Origin of the sequence: Streptomyces sp. CB03238 (assembly GCF_002099185.1) — a bacterium.
Classification (GTDB): Bacteria; Actinomycetota; Actinomycetes; order Streptomycetales; family Streptomycetaceae; genus Streptomyces.
Genome location: NZ_NBCN01000013.1, coordinates 182006 through 200886 on the forward strand (window position 1 = coordinate 182006; position 18881 = coordinate 200886).

General features: G+C 70.5%; 19 protein-coding genes and 2 pseudogenes. 3 read left to right on the forward strand and 18 right to left on the reverse strand.

Features of this window, described 5'->3' with window-relative positions; all coding sequences use genetic code 11:
* Nucleotides 1-1011: 1011 nt before the first annotated feature.
* The 8 genes and pseudogenes from BKD26_RS42100 to BKD26_RS24630 form a co-directional block, all read right to left on the reverse strand.
* Nucleotides 1012-1146 carry a hypothetical protein gene (locus BKD26_RS42100; RefSeq protein WP_277622410.1) on the reverse strand — a complete coding sequence of 45 codons (135 nt, stop codon included), beginning with the start codon at nucleotides 1144-1146 and terminating at the stop codon, nucleotides 1012-1014.
* A 16-nt stretch (nucleotides 1147-1162) separates the two neighbouring features.
* Nucleotides 1163-1457, reverse strand: a pseudogene (locus BKD26_RS24600) (RNase A-like domain-containing protein).
* A 9-nt stretch (nucleotides 1458-1466) separates the two neighbouring features.
* Nucleotides 1467-2024, reverse strand: coding sequence for a hypothetical protein (locus BKD26_RS24605; RefSeq protein ID WP_143662705.1), 558 nt, complete (start codon nucleotides 2022-2024; stop codon nucleotides 1467-1469).
* A 17-nt stretch (nucleotides 2025-2041) separates the two neighbouring features.
* Nucleotides 2042-2437, reverse strand: coding sequence for an RNase A-like domain-containing protein (locus BKD26_RS24610; protein WP_143662706.1), 396 nt, complete (start codon nucleotides 2435-2437; stop codon nucleotides 2042-2044).
* Nucleotides 2438-2689: 252 nt separating this feature from the next.
* Nucleotides 2690-2929 (reverse strand): hypothetical protein, encoded by a 240-nt coding sequence (locus tag BKD26_RS24615; protein WP_084902108.1) that lies wholly within the window; start codon nucleotides 2927-2929, stop codon nucleotides 2690-2692.
* A gap of 106 nt (nucleotides 2930-3035) precedes the next feature.
* The gene (locus tag BKD26_RS24620) at nucleotides 3036-3638 is read right to left on the reverse strand and encodes a hypothetical protein (RefSeq protein ID WP_241518810.1); all 603 of its coding nucleotides are present in this window, start codon (nucleotides 3636-3638) and stop codon (nucleotides 3036-3038) included.
* Nucleotides 3639-4430: 792 nt separating this feature from the next.
* A complete protein-coding gene (locus BKD26_RS24625; RefSeq protein WP_084902110.1) occupies nucleotides 4431-5756 on the reverse strand; it encodes a class I SAM-dependent RNA methyltransferase in 1326 nt (441 codons plus the stop codon).
* Between the two features lie 54 nt (nucleotides 5757-5810).
* Nucleotides 5811-7862 carry an APC family permease gene (locus BKD26_RS24630; protein ID WP_084902113.1) on the reverse strand — a complete coding sequence of 684 codons (2052 nt, stop codon included), beginning with the start codon at nucleotides 7860-7862 and terminating at the stop codon, nucleotides 5811-5813.
* A 382-nt stretch (nucleotides 7863-8244) separates the two neighbouring features.
* Here BKD26_RS24630 and BKD26_RS24635 point away from each other — a divergent pair, with 382 nt between their 5' ends.
* Both BKD26_RS24635 and BKD26_RS24640 read left to right on the forward strand, forming a co-directional pair.
* On the forward strand, nucleotides 8245-8913 hold the full coding sequence (locus BKD26_RS24635) for a TrkA family potassium uptake protein (RefSeq protein ID WP_064071475.1): 669 nt from the start codon (nucleotides 8245-8247) through the stop codon (nucleotides 8911-8913).
* Complete coding sequence (locus tag BKD26_RS24640; RefSeq protein WP_084902114.1) at nucleotides 8913-9590, forward strand: TrkA family potassium uptake protein; 678 nt, start codon at nucleotides 8913-8915, stop codon at nucleotides 9588-9590. The genes BKD26_RS24635 and BKD26_RS24640 overlap by 1 nt, the downstream gene beginning before the upstream one ends.
* 475 nt (nucleotides 9591-10065) lie before the next feature.
* On the opposite strand, the gene BKD26_RS24645 is transcribed toward BKD26_RS24640, so the two are convergent.
* The 8 genes and pseudogenes from BKD26_RS24645 to BKD26_RS24680 form a co-directional block, all read right to left on the reverse strand.
* Entirely contained in the window at nucleotides 10066-10851 is a 786-nt protein-coding gene (locus tag BKD26_RS24645; RefSeq protein WP_084902118.1) for a DUF3159 domain-containing protein, read from the reverse strand.
* A gap of 3 nt (nucleotides 10852-10854) precedes the next feature.
* The gene (locus BKD26_RS24650) at nucleotides 10855-11253 is read right to left on the reverse strand and encodes an OB-fold nucleic acid binding domain-containing protein (RefSeq protein WP_073755380.1); all 399 of its coding nucleotides are present in this window, start codon (nucleotides 11251-11253) and stop codon (nucleotides 10855-10857) included.
* Between the two features lie 34 nt (nucleotides 11254-11287).
* Nucleotides 11288-11974, reverse strand: coding sequence for a response regulator (locus tag BKD26_RS24655; RefSeq protein ID WP_084902120.1), 687 nt, complete (start codon nucleotides 11972-11974; stop codon nucleotides 11288-11290).
* Nucleotides 11971-14529, reverse strand: coding sequence for a sensor histidine kinase KdpD (locus BKD26_RS24660; protein WP_084902123.1), 2559 nt, complete (start codon nucleotides 14527-14529; stop codon nucleotides 11971-11973). Before BKD26_RS24660 ends, BKD26_RS24655 begins: the two co-directional genes overlap by 4 nt.
* A gap of 128 nt (nucleotides 14530-14657) precedes the next feature.
* A pseudogene (locus BKD26_RS41525) lies at nucleotides 14658-14937 on the reverse strand (ABC transporter ATP-binding protein); the annotation flags it as partial.
* Nucleotides 14938-15090: 153 nt separating this feature from the next.
* Nucleotides 15091-15855, reverse strand: a complete 765-nt coding sequence (locus BKD26_RS24670; protein ID WP_084902124.1) for a DUF3710 domain-containing protein — start codon at nucleotides 15853-15855, stop codon at nucleotides 15091-15093.
* A gap of 1 nt (nucleotide 15856) precedes the next feature.
* Nucleotides 15857-16369 (reverse strand): dUTP diphosphatase, encoded by a 513-nt coding sequence (gene dut / locus BKD26_RS24675; RefSeq protein ID WP_073755384.1) that lies wholly within the window; start codon nucleotides 16367-16369, stop codon nucleotides 15857-15859.
* Nucleotides 16369-16944 (reverse strand): PaaI family thioesterase, encoded by a 576-nt coding sequence (locus BKD26_RS24680; RefSeq protein WP_084902127.1) that lies wholly within the window; start codon nucleotides 16942-16944, stop codon nucleotides 16369-16371. The genes dut and BKD26_RS24680 overlap by 1 nt, the downstream gene beginning before the upstream one ends.
* A 58-nt stretch (nucleotides 16945-17002) precedes the next feature.
* Here BKD26_RS24680 and BKD26_RS24685 point away from each other — a divergent pair, with 58 nt between their 5' ends.
* Nucleotides 17003-17500: a DUF3093 domain-containing protein gene (locus BKD26_RS24685; protein ID WP_084902129.1), complete on the forward strand. Its 498-nt coding sequence runs from the start codon at nucleotides 17003-17005 to the stop codon at nucleotides 17498-17500.
* 21 nt (nucleotides 17501-17521) lie between these two features.
* Here BKD26_RS24685 and BKD26_RS24690 read toward each other — a convergent pair whose 3' ends face one another.
* The gene (locus BKD26_RS24690; protein ID WP_084902132.1) at nucleotides 17522-18448 is read right to left on the reverse strand and encodes a hypothetical protein; all 927 of its coding nucleotides are present in this window, start codon (nucleotides 18446-18448) and stop codon (nucleotides 17522-17524) included.
* A gap of 12 nt (nucleotides 18449-18460) precedes the next feature.
* Nucleotides 18461-18757 (reverse strand): DUF4193 domain-containing protein, encoded by a 297-nt coding sequence (locus BKD26_RS24695; RefSeq protein WP_003955561.1) that lies wholly within the window; start codon nucleotides 18755-18757, stop codon nucleotides 18461-18463.
* Between the last annotated feature and the right edge of the window lie 124 nt (nucleotides 18758-18881).

Here is an 18881-nt window from a genome sequence, read left to right on the forward strand (position 1 = left end):
TCTCAATCTGCGGGAACCGTCGTTGGCGACACTGGACTACGCGTCGGACTAAGTGGACAAAAGGGTAGACTCAGCGCACATGACTTGAAACGTATGGAGCAAACGGCTCCGCAGCCGCTGTCCGCCCCCTTCACGTCACACCGAACACACGTGACGCCCGCACCGCGCATAATGTGCACACGCAAGACCGCAGGTCAGGGTGGCACGCGCCTACGTGGCCCAGGCGCTGATTCCGGCCGGTGCCGGCATCGCCCTGGGAGTCGTCCTGGGAAATTTTCTGGCAGTGCCGCTGCTCTCGGACACCGAGGCGGTATGGCACCGCCTCGCTTTCGGTGGCCTGGTGGGTGGACGTCACGGTGCCGGCCGCCGCCCTGGTCATCGTGGGGCTCGCGGCGCTGATTCCCGCACTGCGGGCCGGAAGACTGCGTACGGTCGAAGCCATCGCGGTCGGCCGGTCGCCGCGCACGGGGCGCGGCCGGTGGGCACATCGGGCGATGGGGCTGCTGCCGCTGCCCCGACCGGTGACCTACGGCCTCGCCACCCCCTTCACCCATCCGGTCCGTACCCTCCGCCACGCTGCTCGCGGTGGCGTTCGGTACGGTCGCGGCAACCTTCGCGGTAGGGCTGACCTCGTTTCTTACCGCGGTCGGCACCTCGCAGGACCCCGAGAGCCGTGCCGCGGTCACGGTCACCACCACCAAGCTGAACAACGTCGCTCCCCCCTCCGCCTCCTCCTGCGGGGGGCAGCGTGGCAAGCCCGTCCCCCGTGGGCGGCAGCGTGACAAGCACGTCCGAACCCAAGGTCGCCGACCCTGCGAAGGTGCGTCTGCCATCACGTCACAGGCGGGCACGGGGTCGTACTACGGCAAGACCCGGACCGAGGTCGCCGTGGCCGGAATCTCCGGCCCGGTTCAGGCCAGCCTCTACGAGGGCGATTCCCGCTCCGGCAGCTACGAGATGTTTTCCGGGCACTGGATCACCGGTACGGGGCAGGTGGTGGTGCCCACGCGCTTAGGTGTGCCGGAGGTAGGCCTGAAGGGCCGGCGGCGGCAGGTCCGGGTCCGGACTTTCGGGTTTCTGTCCGACGAAGGCTGTGACGACGACGTCCAGTTCGCCGTACCGGCGGTCGAACTCAAGGAGCTTCATGGACACTACGGCACCCTCAGAGGTAGATCGGGTAGGTGGCGTGCACGACGAAGCCGTGCGGACTCGACGCTTCGCGCCGCAGCGTCACCCGTGCGGCCCGCCCATCGACGGGCTCGCGGCCGGCGAGCATCATCGCCTGCAGCAACACGCGCCCGACGGGCTCCGCACGGGACGGCCAGGCGGCCTCGAAGCCTCGGGCGCGTGCCCTGGGCCAGCCAGCGGTGTACGGCCTGCTCGTTGCGTGTGACGACCTGCTGGGTACACCACTGTGCGGTCGCGCGGTCGGGATAGGTGGCGGAACGGGTACGCACGGGAAAACCTCAGTCGATCGTGAGGCCCCAGAAGATACCGACTTCCGTGGCGGAGACAGCGATTACACCACAGTCCAATACGTGGCCGGTGAAGCCCTCATAAGCACCCTCTCGGCGGAACATGTCGGCGTGGGGATCCTCGCGCGCCGTCGCCGCGTTGGTGAAGAACAGCGCGTCGGCTCCGAACCTTTTCAGGATCACGTGCGCGTGGGAGGTGAGTTCCGCCTCTCGCGCAGCAAAATCCGGGATGTCCTCCACCTGGAACCAATCCCCCTGGAGTGTGACCAGGATTTGTTCCGCCCCTGCGCGGGACACGGGGAAAGCTCCGTTGAAGTCGCCCGGCGTGACAGCGCTGAACGGATTCTCCGGCCCGGTTCCGTAGTCACCTCCTTCCGGCGCCACGGCAAGCCTCGGCCAGCCGCGCGGGTCGTCCGTCCGCAGCTGCATGACGTCGAGGGCGTCCATGCGCCAGTCATCGCGCCGCCGCCCGCCCACGGCCGCGAACATGCCGTCCCCGAACAGCTCCCGCACGGAACGGCTCCACGAGGCTTCGTCGATCTGATTCACGGGCTGTGTCCCCATGTTCAAAGAGTGCGCAACGGGTGTTGGGTCTTATCGGTGGGCAGCGAGGTGAGCACGACGAACGGCGGCGTGCTCCCCGGGTTGGGCCGCAGGACGACCCACACCTTGGTCACATCACGCGCTGCGGTGTCGCCCCGGTCCCACGACCGTCCCACGGTGTCGTTCGTCGTCAGGAGAAGTGAGCGCGACGAGTTCGGCCCGGGATTGCCCGCGAGCCAATTGCCGATCTTCCTTTGATTCGACGGTTCGTCCAGAGCCGCCTGAGTATACCGCTGGGCGTCCGCGAGGTTCTCGAAGGACGAAATGGCCTCGGGCCGGATGCCGTTGGGCCTGACGATCTGGCGGTCCCTCAGCTGCTGCTCCAATTGCTCGTCCGTCTTGCCCACGTGCTTGTCCACGACGTGCGACCCGACCATGCCCTCTTGGTTCGCGACGTCGATCGGGTATTTGTGATTGCTTTCGTCGTCCCCGGCCGCGCTGCAAAGGGGATCGTCCGTGAAATCGGTCAGAGCTCGGGCACCGAAGGACTCCGCCCGCGTCGACTCGGCCTGGAACGGCGCTCTTGTACGCCTCTTCCAGGGCCTCGTGCAATTTGTCGAGTTCCGCGACCTGCCGGCGGACGCGGTTGTTGTAGCCCTCGACCGCCGAGTTCATCGCCTCCTCGTCACCTCCAGGGCAAAGCCCGCCGCGAAACCCTTGCCCATGTTGAGGAGGCCGAAGCTCTTGACGTCCTTCATACCCAGACCGTCACTGGTATCGATGTGCGGCAGAGCCTTGATGACGCCTTCGTAGTGGAGCGTGCGAAGGTCGTCCCGCACATCACGTGCGGCCTCCGCCCAGGCGCGCAGAGCGTCACTCATGGCGTCGCAGGTCTTGACCAGCACCTCCATGACGGGGTGGCTGCTGGCCGGGCTGCGCCGAGTCAAGTTTCCACTCGTAACCGACGGGCACCGCCCGCCACCAGTCGTCCCAGCCCACCTTGGCCAGCCGCTCACGTCATCGTCCGTCGCGTCGTTCCGATCCGTAGGGGCTCCATCCCCTGAGGTATGGCTTGAGTTCCTCCGGCGTGGGCTCACGTGTGTGCGGCATTCCTGCAAGCCGGGTCAAGGGGTCGATCGATCCCACGTACCCTCTTGCCCACTGCAACCAGCGTCGGGCCGAGTCCAGAGCCGACTCGTCCACAGCACCGTCCAGCTCGCCGATACGACGTTCCAATGCCGTGCAGTACGCGCTGAGGACAGCGGCCTCTTGCCAGCGCCCGGCCTCTTCGCGAAGCACCTCAGCGAGTTGACTGCGAACAGCTCGTTCCTTCGCCACGTCCATGGCCGCTTGCCACCGAACTTCGCGTTCTGCCCTTGCCCGCTGCTCATCCTGCCTGCGCCGAGCGTCCTCCACCGCCCGCGCCTCGATCTCTCCAAGGATCACGCCCAGGGCTTCTTCAAGCGTCCGGCTCTTCCGGTCCCGCCAGCGACCGGGCCGACCGGTGAGACCATGGGCGAGCTCTACGACGAGACGAGCAGAGCGCTCCGGATCTGTGGACTCCGAGAACTCCTGCCTGACCGAGACGGTGTACGCGAAGCCGGCGACAGCGACGTCCACTCCGCCCTCGCGCGGGACGAAGGACGACCGCGCCTTCCGCACCTCGTGCCCTCGCCGTACCGCCTCAGCCGCAGTCCCTGCAGCAACAGGAGCGACCTGCGGCGCAGCGCAGACGGCAGCACCAGCCGACTCGCGTCGTCAATGAGCGCGCGGCCACCATCGGGTGCAGGTGCCCCAGTCGAGCGGGGACAGGAACCAGCCCCGGCGCCGTACGGGACCCTCTCGATGCGCTTGCCCACCGGTTCCAGGCCGTGCCGCTTCGCGTAGTTGACGACGCGCCGCCACTTCGCGACCTCGTCGTCATCGGGATCAGCAATCCGGACGCGCCCTTCGGTGACGAGCCGATCGATCAGTTCCTGTGCCTTCGCCCGCAGGGCCCGCGCGACGGGCCGCTCGCTGTAGGGCGTCCGAGGCTTGGCGGGCACCACCGACTCACTGGCGCCGGCGTACGCAGAATCGTCGTCGATCATCAGGAGCCCACGATCCCGCAAGGCATCGGCCGAGCGCCAGTCACTCGCGGTCCAGGTCCCAGGGCCTTGGCCGACAGCGGGGCAGGTCACGAGGCCGCCCGGCCTCTTCCGGGACATCTGACCAGCAGGACTCAGCAGGTCTGCGCTCAGCGTCGCCTGCCCTCGGCGCCCCCCATCGCTGCTCACCGCCCCGACAGGGGCCCCACCTACCCAATAAGCGATCTGACGCCCCATCAGAACGAGTGTCACGAGCGTCATTTCAGCGTCAAGATATCGCCCGCACGCCCACACCGCACATAATGCGCACAGGCAAAGCCGCAGGTCAGGCGCCCTTTGCGGCCGGCTCAAGGATCGCCACGCACTCCACGTGGTGCGTCATCGGGAACAGGTCGAACGCCCGCAGCGTCCGCACCCGGTAGCCCGCGTCGCGGAAGTAGGCGATGTCCCGGGCCAGGGCCGCCGGGTCGCAGGCGACGTAGGCGATCTTCCGCGCGCCGAGACCCGCCAGGTGCTTGACCGTCTGCTTGCCGGCGCCCGCGCGGGGCGGGTCGAGGACGATGAGGTCCACCTCCGTGATGCCGGTACGCGGGAGCGCCTGTTCGACCTTGCCCTGCTCGATGCGGACGCGCTCGAAGTGCTGGAGGTTGTGGCGGGCGTCCTCCACCGCGCGCTTGCCCGACTCGATGCCGAGGACCGCGCCCTTGTCGCCCACCCGGTCGGCGAGGGCGCCGGCGAAGAGGCCCACGCCGCAGTAGAGGTCCAGGGCCGTGTCGCCCTTGCGGGGCAGCAGGCCCTGCATGACGGCGCGGACCAGGGTGTCGGCGGCCTTCGGGTGGACCTGCCAGAAGCCTCCGTTGCCCACGCGGTACGTGCGGTCGTCGGCGCGCTCGCGCACGAAGGGGCGGCCGTGGACGCGGTGCACTCCCCCGTCCTCGGCGACCCGCAGGACCGAGACCGGCTTGTCGAGCTCCACCAGAGGGAGGCGGGCGCCGGGGCGCGGGTTCAGGACGACCTGGCGGTCCTGCGAGCCGGTCGCGGCGATGGCGTCGACCGATGCCATTCCGGACCAGTCGCGCTTCTCGATGCCCAGCTCGGTGACGCCCGGCGCCGCGATCAGGCAGCGGTCGATGGGCTGGACGTCGTGGGAGCGGTGCTTGCGCAGGCCCGCGTGGCCCGAGGCGTCGACCGCGTACTGCACGCGCGTGCGCCACGCCGGCACCTCGCCCGCCGGGACCTTGTCGCCCTCGGCCGGCATGACCGTGCCGTCCCAGCCGGCCTCCTCGGGCGTCAGGCCGGCGAGCCGCTTCAGCTGCTCGGCGACGACCTCGCCCTTGAGGCGGCGCTGGGCACCCGGCTTGGCGTGCTGCCAGTCGCAGCCGCCGCACTTGCCGGGTCCGGCGTACGGGCAGGGCGCCTCGACCCGGTCCTTGGAGGCCTCCAGGACGCGGACGGCGTCGGCGCGCAGGAAACGGGAGTCCGCCTCCCCCTCCGTGACGCGGACGACGACCTTCTCGCCGGGCAGCGCGTGCCGGACGAACAGCACGCGGCCTTCGTCGGTACGGGCGATGCAGTGCCCGCCATGCGCGACGGGGCCGACTTCGACCTCGTACTCGTCCCCGACGAGGGAGGACTCGGGTGCGTTCGGCATGAAGGGGTGACTCCAGGGAGTGAGACGAGGGCTGCCAGGCGGCAGCCCACCAGTCTACGTGCTCTTGGAGGTCGGTTCCTTCGGCCGTTCCACGGCCGGGCCGCGGCGCACCGAACCGGGCGCGTTCCACTCCTGGCGCTTCTTCTCCCGCTTCTTCGCCAGCTCGGAGGACTGGAGCTGGTACGGGACCGAGGTCACCATCACGCCGGGGGTGAACAGCAGCCGCCCCTTGAGGCGCAGCGCGCTCTGGTTGTGCAGCAGGTGCTCGTACCAGTGACCCACCACGTACTCGGGGATGATCACGCTGACCGCGTCGCGCGGGCTCTCGCGGCGGATGCCCTTGACGTACTCGACGACCGGCCGGGTGATCTCGCGGTACGGGGAGTCGAGGATCTTCAGCGGTACGTTGATGCCGCGCCGCTCCCACTCCGCCTTGAGCGCCTTGGTCTCGGCCGGGTCGACGTTGATGCTGAGCGCCTCCAGCTTGTCGGAGCGCATCAGCTGCGCGTACGCGACGGCCCGCAGCGTCGGGCGGTGGAGCTTGGAGACCAGGACGATGGAGTGGACGCGGGAGGGGCGGACGGTGTCGTCCGTCGGGCCCTCGGGAGCGGCGATCTCCTCCGCGACCCGGTCGTAGTGCTTACGGATCGCGCTCATCGTCCCGTAGAAGATGACCATGCCGAGCAGGGCGACCCAGGCGCCGTGCGTGAACTTGGTCGCGAGCACGACGACCAGCACCAGGCCGGTGAAGAAGGCGCCGAAGGTGTTGATCGCGCGGGAGCGGATCATGCGGCGGCGGACGGCGGAGTCGCGCTCGGTCTTCAGGTGACGGTTCCAGTGCCGCACCATGCCGGTCTGGCTGAGCGTGAAGGAGACGAAGACGCCGACGATGTAGAGCTGGATCAGCTTGGTGGAGTCCGCCCCGTACATCCACACCAGCAGCATGGCGGCGCCGGCGAGGAGCACGATGCCGTTGGAGAACGCGAGCCGGTCGCCGCGCGTGTGCAGCTGGCGCGGCAGGTAGCGGTCCTGGGCGAGGATCGAGCCGAGGAGCGGGAAGCCGTTGTACGCGGTGTTCGCGGCGAGGAACAGGACGAGGGCCGTGGCCGCGGCGAGCAGGATGAAGAAGAACGTGCCGTCGCCGAAGACGGCGGCCGCGACCTGGGAGATCACCGGGTTCTGTACGTATCCCTCGCCGACCGGCACGCCGTCGCGGATCAGGTCGTGGGCGGGCTGCTCGGCCATCTTGACGTCGGTGGCCATGGCGAGGCCGATGATGCCGCAGAACATGGTGACGGCCAGGCCGCCCATGAGGGCGAGGGTGGTGGCGGCGTTCCTGCTCTTGGGCTTGCGGAAGGCGGGTACGCCGTTGCTGATCGCCTCGACGCCGGTGAGCGCGGCGCATCCGGAGGAGAAGGCGCGCAGGAGAAGGAAGACGAGTGCCAGGCCGGCGAGGCCTTCGTGTTCGGGCCGGATCTCGAAGTCGGCGGTGGGGGCCTTCATGGTCTCGTCGAGGACGATTCCCTTGTACGCGCCCCACGCGATCATGATGAAGACACCGGCGACGAAGACGTACGTGGGAATCGCGAAGAGCTTCCCCGATTCCTTCACACCCCGGAGGTTCATGAGGGTGAGGAGCAGGATTATCACCAGGGCCGAGAAGACCTTGTGCTCGACGACGAACGGAATGGCCGAGCCGAGGTTCTCCACGCCGGAGGAGATGGAGACGGCCACGGTGAGTACGTAGTCGACGAGGAGCGCGCTGGCGACGGTGAGGCCGGCCTTCGGGCCGAGGTTGGTGTTGGCGACCTCGTAGTCCCCGCCGCCGCTGGGGTAGGCGTGGACGTTCTGCCGGTACGAGGCGACGACCGTGAACATCAGGACCACGACGGCGACCGCGATCCACGGGCTGAAGTGGTACGCCGACACACCCGCGATGGAGAGGACCAGCAGGACTTCTCCCGGCGCGTACGCCACCGAGGAAAGCGGGTCGGAGGCGAAGACGGGGAGCGCGATGCGTTTGGGGAGAAGGGTCTCTCCCAGCCTGTCGCTGCGCAGCGCCCGGCCGATCAGGATCCGTTTGGGCACGTCGGTCAGTTTGGACACGCAGAGGATCGTAAGCGCTCGAAATAGGCCCCGCCCACCCACCACCCCTCCTTCCGCCGGAAACTTGCGTTCCCTTAACGCGGACGGCACAGAAAGCTGTGATACGTACCACCGTCCCGTCGGTTCCGGCGGCAACCGCGCGGAAGGCGGCGGCGTCCTTACGAAGGGTTCCGTCTCGGTTGAGTGGCCGAAAGCTGCCGGGACCCGCGCGGCCGCCGGGGCGGGGAACAGGAGAAACGCGTCGGCCGTATCCGATGAGGGCAACAGCGCGGTGGCGGCATAAGCTCGTCATCAGGCAACACCGCACGCAGGCTGAGAGAGAAGAGTGAGCAGGGTGTTTTCGCAGGTCAGCAAGATGACCAGGAGTGCGGGGTAAGCGGACGTGCACATCGTCATCATGGGCTGCGGGCGAGTGGGAGCCGCACTCGCGCAGACCCTGGAACAACAGGGGCACACGGTCGCCGTCGTCGACCAGGACCCGACGGCCTTCCGGCGCCTGGGCTCCGGCTTCGGCGGGCGGCGTGTCACCGGTGTCGGGTTCGACCAGGACACCCTGCGTGAGGCGGGGATCGAGGAGGCCGGGGCGTTCGCCGCGGTGAGCAGCGGCGACAACTCCAACATCATCGCGGCGCGGGTCGCCCGCGAGATGTTCGGCATCGAGAACGTCGCCGCCCGGATCTACGACCCCCGGCGTGCCGAGGTGTACCAGCGCCTGGGCATCCCGACGGTCGCCACCGTGCGCTGGACCGCCGACCAGATGCTGCGGCGGCTGTTGCCGTCCGGCGCCGAGCCGCTGTGGCGCGACCCGAGCGGCGGTGTCCAGCTGGCCGAGGTCCACACGTCCCCGTCGTGGATCGGGCACAAGGTGAGCCGGCTCCAGGAGGAGACGGGCGTACGCGTGGCCTTCCTCACCCGGTTGGGCGAGGCGGTCCTGCCGACGTCACAGACGGTGCTGCAGGAGGGCGACCTGGTGCACGTGATGATGCGGACGGACGAGATCGAGAAGGTCGAGGCGGCGTTCGCCGAAGGCCCTGAGGAGGGCGGTCACTGATGCGGGTCGCTATTGCGGGCGCCGGCGCGGTGGGCCGTTCCATCGCTGGTGAGCTGCTGGAGAACGGGCACGAGGTGCTGCTCATCGACAAGGCGCCGACCGCGATCTCGGTGGAGCGGGTGCCGCAGGCGGAGTGGTTGCTGGCGGACGCGTGCGAGATCACCTCGCTGGACGAGGCGGCGCTGCAGCGCTGCAACGTCGTCATCGCGGCGACCGGCGACGACAAGGTGAACCTGGTCGTCTCGCTGCTCGCGAAGACCGAGTACGGGGTGCCCCGGGTGGTCGCCCGGGTGAACAACCCGAAGAACGAGTGGCTGTTCAACGAGGCGTGGGGCGTCGATGTCGCGGTCTCCACGCCGCGCCTGATGTCGGCGCTGGTGGAGGAGGCGGTGAGCGTCGGCGACCTGGTCCGGCTGCTGCGCTTCAGCCACGGCGACGCGAACCTCGTGGAGCTGACGCTTCCGCCGGAGTCGGCGATGGCCGGTACGTCGGTGGGCGACGTGGCCTGGCCGCAGGACACCTCGCTGGTGACGATCATCCGCGGCTCGCGCGTGCTCACGCCCGGCCCGGAGGAGACCCTGGAGGCGGGCGACGAGCTGCTCTTCGTCGCGGCCCAGGCCCGCGAGGAACAGCTGGAGGACCTGCTCTCGGTCCGCCGCGAGGACGCCGCCGGCTGAGCCGGCCGGATACGACGAGGGGCTCGGGACCACGCGATGGTCCCGAGCCCCTCGTCGTCCGCCCCGGGGCGAGGCGGGGGTACGGGATCGGCAGGCTGCCCTTCCAGGGGTACGCGGGCGGGGCGGCCCCCGGCCGGACCCGGCCCGGACGGGCGCGGGTCCCCCTTGGCCGGTACGCCCCCGACCGAACGCCCCCCGACCGAGCGGCTCGGCGCCGCGGGCGGGGATGGGGCTGGGCAGGGGCGGCCCCACGCCGACTGCGGTCGCCTACCCGTGCGGGGGCGCACGGGGCGGGTCCGCGCGGCGCCGCCGGGGTCAGGGTGCCGGCGAGCGCGGGGGCGGCCCCAGGCCGCGCGCGGTGGGGGCGGCCGGGCCACGCCGGGGCGCGGGCCCGACGCGGCGCCCCGCCGGGCGGGGCGAGGTGGGTGCGGCGCCCCGGGTGCGGGGCTGTGCCGTGGGCCTCGGGCGGGAGGCGTCAGGCTTCGCCGTGGTGGGGGTGGGGCTGCGGCTGGGTGGTCGCGGCGGCGGCGGCCTTGCGTTCCTTCTCGGCGCGCTCCTCCGCCTCCATCTCCGCGAACACGTCGATCGGCGGCGGCGCCTTCGCCAGGAACACCCACGTCAGGTAGACCGCGAGCAGGAACGGCGGGATCTTCAGGGTGACCAGCACCCAGCCGAGCTGGGTGGTGTCCGCCCACCAGTACAGCGGGAAGAGGATCGCGCACTTGGCGAGCAGGATCAGGCCCCACGCCCAGCTGGCCTTGGCGTACGCCTTCTTGCGGCCGGGGTTGCGGGTGCGCCAGGAGAGGTTCTCCTTGAAGACCGGGCCCAGGATCAGGCCGATCAGCGGGACGCCCGCGAGCGTCGTGGCGATGTACGCGACGCCCAGCCCCAGCGTGTAGAGCATGCCCGGCAGGTAGAAGTCCTTGGCGTTGCCGGTCATCATCGCGAAGACCACGCCGAAGGCGACGCCGAAGACGCCGCTGAAGGCGTGCTTCATCGTGTCGCGGCGGATCAGGCGGACCGCGACCATCAGCAGGGACACGCCCAGCGCGGCGATGGCCGACAGGTGCAGGTCCTTGTTGATCGTGTAGATCGTGACGAAGAGCAGGCCGGGGAGGACTGTCTCCACCATGCCGCGTACTCCGCCGAAGGCGTCGAACAGGGCCGCTTCCGTCACGGCCTTCGCATCATGCGCGCCCTGGGGGGTTGTGCCCTGGGTGGCGTCCTGGTCCGTGGTGGTCGGCTTGTCGAGTGACGTCACCGGCTACTCCTGTCCGAGCGGTCGGAGTTCGTATTTGGGATTGAAGAGGACCCTGCGGCCGTGGCTCATGGAGATCCGGCCGGAGGCGATGAGCTTGCGGCCCGGCTCTATGCCCACGATGGAGCGCCGGCCCAGCCACACCACGTCCAGCGGGGCCGTCCCGTCGAAGAGCTCCGCCTCCAGCGCGGGCACACCGGCCCGCGGGCGCAGGGTGACCGTCCGCAAGGTACCAGTCACCTTGACTATCTGCCGGTCGTCGCAGTCCGAGATACGGATGCACCCCGAAGCCTGCGTGTCCTCCCGCAGCTCCTCCGACTCGAGATCCCCCTGGGAGCTGGACAGCCGGTCGAGCATCCGGCGGAAGCGGCCGGTCTGCTTCTCGGTTCGTGGTGCAGCACTCATACAGAAAGCGTACCGGCCCCCACTGTCAGGGGAATCAGCGCTCGAAGCGGTATCCCATGCCGGGCTCGGTGATGAAGTGCTTGGGGTGCGAGGGGTCCGCCTCCAGCTTCCGGCGCAGCTGGGCCATGTAGACCCGCAGGTAGTTGGTCTCGGTGCCGTACGACGGCCCCCACACCTCCTGGAGCAGCTGCTTCTGGCTGACGAGCCGACCCCCGTTGCGTACGAGCACCTCCAGCAGGTGCCACTCGGTGGGCGTCAGCCGGACGTCCCGCCCGTCGCGCTGCACCTTCTTCGCGGCGAGGTCGACCGTGAACCCCGCCGTCTCGATCACGACCGTGCCGTCGTCGCCGCCACCCACCGGCTCGGTCCGGCGCACGGCGGCGCGCAGCCGCGCCAGCAGCTCGTCCATGCCGAAGGGCTTGGTGACGTAGTCGTCGGCACCGGCGTCCAGGGCCTCGACCTTCTCGTCGGAGGTCTGGCGGGCGGAGAGCACCAGGATCGGTACGCGGGTCCAGCCGCGCAGGCCCTTGATCACCTCGACGCCGTCCATGTCGGGCAGGCCGAGGTCGAGGATGACGACGTCGGGGTGGCGGCCGGCGGCCAGCTCGAGCGCGGTGGCGCCGTCGGGGGCCGCGTCGACCTCGTACTTCCGTGCCTTCAGGTTGATCACGAGGGCGCGTACGATCTGCGGCTCGTCGTCGACCACGAGCACCCGCGTCATGAGGGGCCTGCTTTCTCCAGCGAGGGGACTTGGGGGGTGGTGGGAGCGGTGGCCGGGGTGGTGGCCGCCTTGAGCGTGAGGACCATCGTCAGGCCGCCGCCGGGGGTGTCCTCGGCCGTGATGGTGCCGCCCATCGCCTCCACGAACCCGCGTGCGACGGCGAGGCCGAGGCCCACTCCGGCGCCGCGCGGCGCGTCGCCGTAGCGCTGGAAGGGGGCGAATATCCGGTCCTTGGCGACGTCGGGCACGCCGGTGCCCCGGTCCGCCACCCGCAGCTCGACGCGGTCGGCCATGGCGCTGGCCGACACCAGGACCGGTGCGGCGGCGGGGCTGTACTTGACGGCGTTCTCCACGACGTTGGCGACGGCCCGCTCCAGCAGGCCCTTGTCCACCTCGACCATCGGCAGGCTCTCGGGGATGTCCAGCTCGGCGCTGCCGTCCGGTACGCCGCCGAGCGCCATGGGGACGACCTCGTCGAGGTCGATGGCCCGGATGAGTGGCGTGACGGTTCCGGTCTGGAGACGGGACATGTCGAGCAGGTTGCCGACCAGGTGGTCGAGGCGGTCCGCGCCCGCCTCGATGCCTTCCAGCAGCTCGGCGCGGTCCTCCTCGGACCACTCGACGTCGTCGGACCGCAGTGACGACACGGCCGCCTTGATGCCCGCGAGGGGGGTACGGAGGTCATGGCTGACGGCCGCCAGCAGCGACGTACGGATCTTGTTGCCCTCGGCGAGCTTACGCGCCTCCTCGGCCTCGCCGACCAGCCGCTGCCGGTCCAGTACGACGGCGGCCTGCGCGGCGAAGGCGCCCAGCACCCGGCGGTCCTCGGCGGGCAGGACACGGCCGGACAGCGCGAGCGCCATGTGGTCGCCGACGGGCATGTCGACGTCGGCGTCCTCGGGGCGTGCCACGGGCCGGCGTCCGACGCTGCCCGCGCGGGTCCACGGCTCGATGTCGTTCTCGCGCTCCAGCAGCGCCACGGACTCCATGGAGAACGTTTCGCGGACCCGTTCCAGCAGGGCGTCCAGGGCGGTCTCGCCGCGCAGCACGCTGCCCGCGAGGAAGGACAGCACCTCGGACTCGGCCCGCAGCCGGGCGGCCTGGTGGGTGCGGCGCGCGGCCAGGTCCACGACGGACGCCACCGCGACGGCGACCCCGAAGAAGACGGCGATCGCGACGATGTTCCGGGGGTCGGCGATCGTGAACCGGTACAGGGGCGGGGCGAAGAACCAGTTGAGCAGGAGGGAGCCGAAGGCGGCGGAGGCGAGGGACGGGACCAGGCCGCCGAGCAGCGCGGACGCCACGGTCAGCGACAGGAACAGCAGCATGTTGTTGGCGATGCCGAGGTCCGCGTCGACGTGGGTGAGCAGCAGGGTCAGCAGGGCGGGGCCGGCGACGCCGGTCAGCCAGCCCCAGATGATCCGGGAGCGGCCGAGTCGGGCCCCGCGCGCGACGGGCAGGCCCCGGCCCCTGGCGACCTCCTCGTGGGTGACGATGTGGACGTCCAGGTCGGGGCCCGAGTCGCGGGCCACGGTGGCGCCGACGCCGGGCCCGAACACGTACTGCCAGGTCTTGCGGCGGCTGGAGCCGAGGACGATCTGGGTGGCGTTGACGCCGCGGGCGAACTCCAGCAGCGCGGAGGGGATGTCGTCGCCTATGACGTGGTGGAAGGAGCCGCCGAGGTCCTCGACGAGGGTGCGCTGGACAGCCAGTTCCTTGGGGGACGCGGAGGTCAGGCCGTCGCTGCGGGCGATGTAGACGGCGAGGATCTCGCTGCCGGAGCCCTTGGCGGCCATCCGCGCGGCGCGGCGTATCAGGGTGCGGCCCTCGGGGCCGCCGGTGAGGCCGACGATGATGCGCTCGCGGGCCTGCCAGGTGGTGCGGATGTTGTGCTCGCCGCGGTACTGCTGGAGGTACTCGTCGACCCGGTCGGCGGTCCAGAGGAGGGCCAGCTCGCGCAGGGCGGTGAGGTTGCCGGGGCGGAAGTAGTTGGAGAGGGCGGCGTCGACCTTGTCCGGCTTGTAGATGTTGCCGTGGGCCATGCGGCGGCGCAGCGCCTGGGGCGACATGTCGACCAGCTCGATCTGGTCGGCGCGGCGGACGACCTCGTCGGGGACGGTCTCCTGCTGTCGTACGCCGGTTATGGACTCGACGACGTCGCCGAGCGACTCCAGGTGTTGGATGTTGACGGTGGAGATGACGTCGATGCCGGCGGCGAGCAGTTCCTCGACGTCCTGCCAGCGCTTGGCGTTGCGCGAGCCGGGGACGTTGGTGTGGGCCAGCTCGTCCACCAGGGCGACGGCCGGGCGCCGCCGGAGCACGGCGTCCACGTCCATCTCGGTGAAGGTGGCGCCCCGGTGGTCGATGGTCCGGCGCGGTATCTGTTCGAGGCCGTGCAGCATCACTTCCGTACGGGGGCGGTCGTGGTGCTCGACGAAGGCGACGGCGCAGTCGGTGCCGCGTTCGACGCGGCGGTGCGCCTCGGAGAGCATCGCGTACGTCTTGCCGACGCCCGGTGCCGCACCGAGGTAGATCCGAAGCTTGCCGCGTCCCATGGCCCCATTGTCGTGAGTGTTCGTTCGACTGCTTGTGCGTAGACCTTACGACCAGGGGCACGGGCAAACCGGACGGGGAGGTCGGTTCCCGGGCGTCTTGACGGGATTCTGATGCGTGCCCGGGCGGAGCGCGGATCGGCCTTGCGCAGCCGCAGCGGTACGCCGACGTTCTCGGCGGCGGTCAGGATCGGGATCGGTCCGGACGCCTGGAAGACGAAACCGCGCCCGTCGCGGCGCAGCTCCAGCAGTACCGGAGCCGGAGCGGCCCTTGAAGGAGACGCCCCGCAGCGCGTGGACGGCGGCGGCCCCCGTCCCGTACGCCCGGTGCACGTTCTCCACGCGGACCATGGGCGCCCGGCCCTCGGCGGCGGCCGTGGCGGTGCCTTTACCGATGTGCTGCTCACGCATCAGCTCTCCCCCCGTCACTGTGCGCGTTCAGTATGTGCGGGCCGGAAGAAGGGCCGCAACGCCTGTGGACGACGGCCTGTGGAAAACGCGGCGGGCCGCACCCCGTCGTACGGGATACGGCCCGCCCACCATCCGTGGCGGTGAGGCGACGGCTCAGCGGACCTCGGTGATCTCCGGGCCCCGCTGCAGCTGACCCATGCCGCCCGAGAAGCGCGACGTCTCCTGGTCCTCCTGCTGCACGCCCTCGGGCACCATCTGCGCGTCGTTCGGCAGCTTCAGGACGATCGGGTCGCGCGGCGCCATCGGCCCCTCGCCCCGTACGACGACGGTGTCCCGGAAGATCTGCTCCAGCAGGCCCGCGGCCTCCGGCTGCACCGCGCCCTGCCCGGAGATGACCCCGCGCAGGAACCAGCGGGGGCCGTCCACGCCGACGAAGCGCACCAGCTGCACGCCGCCCGTGCCGTCCGGCAGCTTGACCGGGACCTGGGCCCGCAGCTCCCAGCCCAGCGGGCCCTCGACCTCGTCGATGACACCGCCCTGCTGGGTGATGCCGGAGGCGATCTCCTCGCGGACCTCGCCCCAGATGCCCTCCTTCTTGGGGGCGGCGAACGCCTGCAGCTGGATGGCGCTGTCGCGCAGTACCACCGTCGCCGCGACGATCGCGTCGCCCGCGACCTCCACGCGCAGCTCCATGCCCTCGATTCCGGGCACGAACATGCCGCCCAGGTCGACCCGGCCCTCTTCGGGCCTGGAGACCTCTGAGACGTCCCAGGGACCGTCGGGCCGGGGCGCCGGCGGAAGGTTCACCCGGCGCGGCTCGCTGTCCGCCGCGTCGTCAGTGCCGACCTCGTCGACGACCTGCTCGGCCTCGCCCGCTGCGTCGGCAGCGGCACCGCTCTTCTTGCGACGTCCGAACACGTCACTGTCCTTCCCGGTCGGATACGACCGAAGCGTATCGATTCCCACCCGTCCAGCCCTCCGTGGCGGCATGACCGCCGGTGGACCCGAAGCCCCCCTCGGCCCGCGCCGAGCCGGGAAGCTCCGCCACCTCGTGGAAACGGACCTTCTCGACTTGCTGAACGACCAGTTGGGCGATCCGGTCGAACCGTTCGAACCGCACGCTCTCGCGCGGGTCCAGGTTGACCACGATCACCTTGATCTCCCCACGGTACCCGGCATCCACCGTCCCTGGGGCATTCACGAGGGCCACTCCGCAGCGAGCTGCGAGCCCCGAACGCGGGTGCACGAAGGCCGCGTACCCGTCGGGCAGCGCGATGGACACCCCGGTGGGCAGGATCGCGCGCTCGCCGGGGGCCAGTTCGGCGGCCTCGGTGGTGACGAGATCGGCGCCCGCGTCACCCGGGTGCCCGTACGACGGGATCGGCACCTCCGGGTCCACGCGGCGGATCAGGACGTCGACAGGGTTACGCATCAGGGGTTCACCTCGAAGGCGCGGGCGCGCCGGACCTGGTCGGGGTCGGCCATCGCCGCCTGGATCTCCTCCGGGCGGCCGTTGTCGATGAAGTGATCGACCTTGACCTCGATGAAGAGGGCGTCGGCGCGGACCGCCACGGGCCCCTCGGGGCCGCCGATCCTGCCCGTCGCCGTGCAGTAGATCTTCCGGCCGTGTACGGCGGTGACCTGGGCCTGGAGGTGCAGCACCGTGCCGACGGGCACCGGGCGCACGAAGTCGGTCTCCAGCCGGCCGGTCACCGCGATGACGCGCAGCAGCCAGTTCAGCGAGCCCAGCGTCTCGTCGAGCGCGGTGGCGAGGATGCCGCCGTGGGCCAGGCCCGGAGCACCCTGGTGGTCGGTCGTCACCGTGAACTCGGCCGTGATGGTCACGCCCTCGCCGGCCCTGGCCTCCAGGTGCAGCCCATGGGGCTGTCCACCGCCGCAGCCGAAGCAGTGCTCGTAATGGGCGCCCAGGAGCTCGCCGGGGGCGGGCGCGTCAGGGTGCCGTACCGGCGGTATGGCCTCGGCCGGGGGCGTCAGTGCAGTGCTCACAGCGGGAGACCTTACCCGCGCTGCGGACCACCGGTCGCGCCGTGCCAAGCTTGGGTGTATGCAGCCTGACGCAGCGGCTTCCGTCCCGGCCTCCGCCCCCGCTTCCGCCCCGCAGTACGACGAACGTCTGACCGTTCCCCGCTCCTGGTGGCTGCTGGCCGCCCTGGTGGGCGTCTCGGGCGGACTGATCATGCTGCCGCTGGGCACCCTGCCCATGCTGGGCGGCGTGATCATCGCGGGCGCGCTGGCGGCGATGGGCGTCAGTTCGTACGGCTCCGCCCGCATCCGGGTGGTGGCGGGCTCGCTGGTCGCCGGGGACGCCCGCATCCCGGTGTCGGCGCTGGGCGAGCCGGAGGTGCTGGACGCCGAGGAGGCGCGCGCCTGGCGTACGCACAAGGCGGACGCGCGCGCGTTCATGCTGATGCGCGGCTACATCCCGGCGGCGGTGCGCGTCGAGGTCACGGACCCGGCCGATCCGACGCCGTACGTGTACCTGTCCAGCCGTGCCCCGGAGGCGCTGGCCGCGGCGCTGACGAGCGTACGGGCACAGGCCTAGAGCAGGGCCCCTGGGAGGGGCCTAGAAACCGAGTTCCTTGGGGTGCTCCGGCTGGTCCAGCGGGGGCAGCTGGGGAAGGGCCTCCCAGGGCACCTGGCGGCTGCGGAGGTCCTTGCGGATGCGCTCGGCGAGGTTCTTGGTGTCGCGCCGGTTCATGACGGCGCCGACGGCCGCTCCGACCATGAACGGCATCAGGTTCGGCAGGTTGCGCACCATGCGCTTCATGATCCGCTGGCGCAGTTCGCGCTTCATGCGGCCACCGAGGGCCGCGTTGATGGTGGCGGGCTTGGTGACGTCGATGCCCCGCTCCTCCGTCCAGGAGGTCAGGTACGCCGTCGCCCGTTCTTTGAGGGTGCCCGGGGGCCGCTGTCCGTAGACCTCGTGGAGTTCGGCGATCAGCTTCAGCTCGATCGCCGCGACGCCCGTGATCTCGGCGGCCAGTTCGGCCGGCATCGCGGGCGGTACGGGCATCATGGCGGCCGCGCCGACGCCGGCGCCCACGGTGGAGGTGGCGTTGGCCGCGCCCGCGATCAGCTTGTCCGCGAGCTGCTCGGGCCCGAGGCCCGGGAACTGCCTGCGCAAGGTGGCCAGGTCCCGGACGGGTACGCGCGGGGCGTTCTCGATGAGCCGGTCGGCGAGATGGGCGAGGCCCGCCCTGGCGCCCTCGCGGCTCCTGGCGACGCCACGCCTGACAGCGTCCAGGCGCCGCGCCTTGACCGGCGTAGCGGACGTCGTGGTCCGGTCGGCCGGCGTCCCCGCCCTTCCGGCCGCCTCGAGCGAGGCCGAAGGGCCTCGCTCGTCGTCACGCGCGCCGGGGGAGGGCAGGAGGGCGGAGTGCTCGGCGGGCGCGTCGTGAGCGCCTGGTGCCGGGTCTGTGCCGCCCTGGTACGCCTCCGGCTTCCTATGGAGCCGGAAGCGTCGCTTCCGAGACGGGGTGTCGCCTGCCACGGCCGACGGACCTCAGTCGCAGTCTCGGCAGATCGGCTGGCCGTTCTTCTCGCGGGCCAGCTGGCTGCGGTGGTGGACCAGGAAGCAGCTCATGCAGGTGAACTCGTCCGCCTGCTTGGGCAGCACCCGGACGGCCAGCTCCTCGTTCGAGAGGTCCGCGCCGGGCAGTTCCAGGCCCTCGGCCGCTTCGAACTCGTCGACGTCGACGGTCGAGGTCGACTTGTCGTTGCGCCGGGCCTTCAGTTCTTCAAGGCTGTCCGAGTCGACGTCGTCGTCGGTCTTGCGTGGGGTGTCGTAATCCGTTGCCATGTCGCTCTCCCCCTCTGGGTGGTTGCGGTGTCTCCAGCGCACGTAACGCGTGAGAGGCCGGACTTGTGCCCGACCTGAGGCGGAGATTTTGCCTCACATCAAGGTCTGTTACTCAATCGACACC

Bases quoted from the DNA above. Each gene is read 5' to 3' on its own strand.
- dut (WP_073755384.1), bottom strand. From the start codon at position 16,369: ATGCGTAACCCTGTCGACGTCCTGATCCGCCGCGTGGACCCGGAGGTG.
- BKD26_RS24625 (WP_084902110.1), bottom strand. From the start codon at position 5,756: ATGCCGAACGCACCCGAGTCCTCCCTCGTCGGGGACGAGTACGAGGTC.
- BKD26_RS24685 (WP_084902129.1), top strand. From the start codon at position 17,003: ATGCAGCCTGACGCAGCGGCTTCCGTCCCGGCCTCCGCCCCCGCTTCC.
- BKD26_RS24695 (WP_003955561.1), bottom strand. From the start codon at position 18,757: ATGGCAACGGATTACGACACCCCACGCAAGACCGACGACGACGTCGAC.
- BKD26_RS24650 (WP_073755380.1), bottom strand. From the start codon at position 11,253: ATGAGTGCTGCACCACGAACCGAGAAGCAGACCGGCCGCTTCCGCCGG.
- BKD26_RS24640 (WP_084902114.1), top strand. From the start codon at position 8,913: ATGCGGGTCGCTATTGCGGGCGCCGGCGCGGTGGGCCGTTCCATCGCT.
- BKD26_RS24660 (WP_084902123.1), bottom strand. From the start codon at position 14,529: ATGGGACGCGGCAAGCTTCGGATCTACCTCGGTGCGGCACCGGGCGTC.
- BKD26_RS42100 (WP_277622410.1), bottom strand. From the start codon at position 1,146: ATGAAGCTCCTTGAGTTCGACCGCCGGTACGGCGAACTGGACGTCGTC.
- BKD26_RS24615 (WP_084902108.1), bottom strand. From the start codon at position 2,929: ATGGAGGTGCTGGTCAAGACCTGCGACGCCATGAGTGACGCTCTGCGC.
- BKD26_RS24655 (WP_084902120.1), bottom strand. From the start codon at position 11,974: ATGACGCGGGTGCTCGTGGTCGACGACGAGCCGCAGATCGTACGCGCC.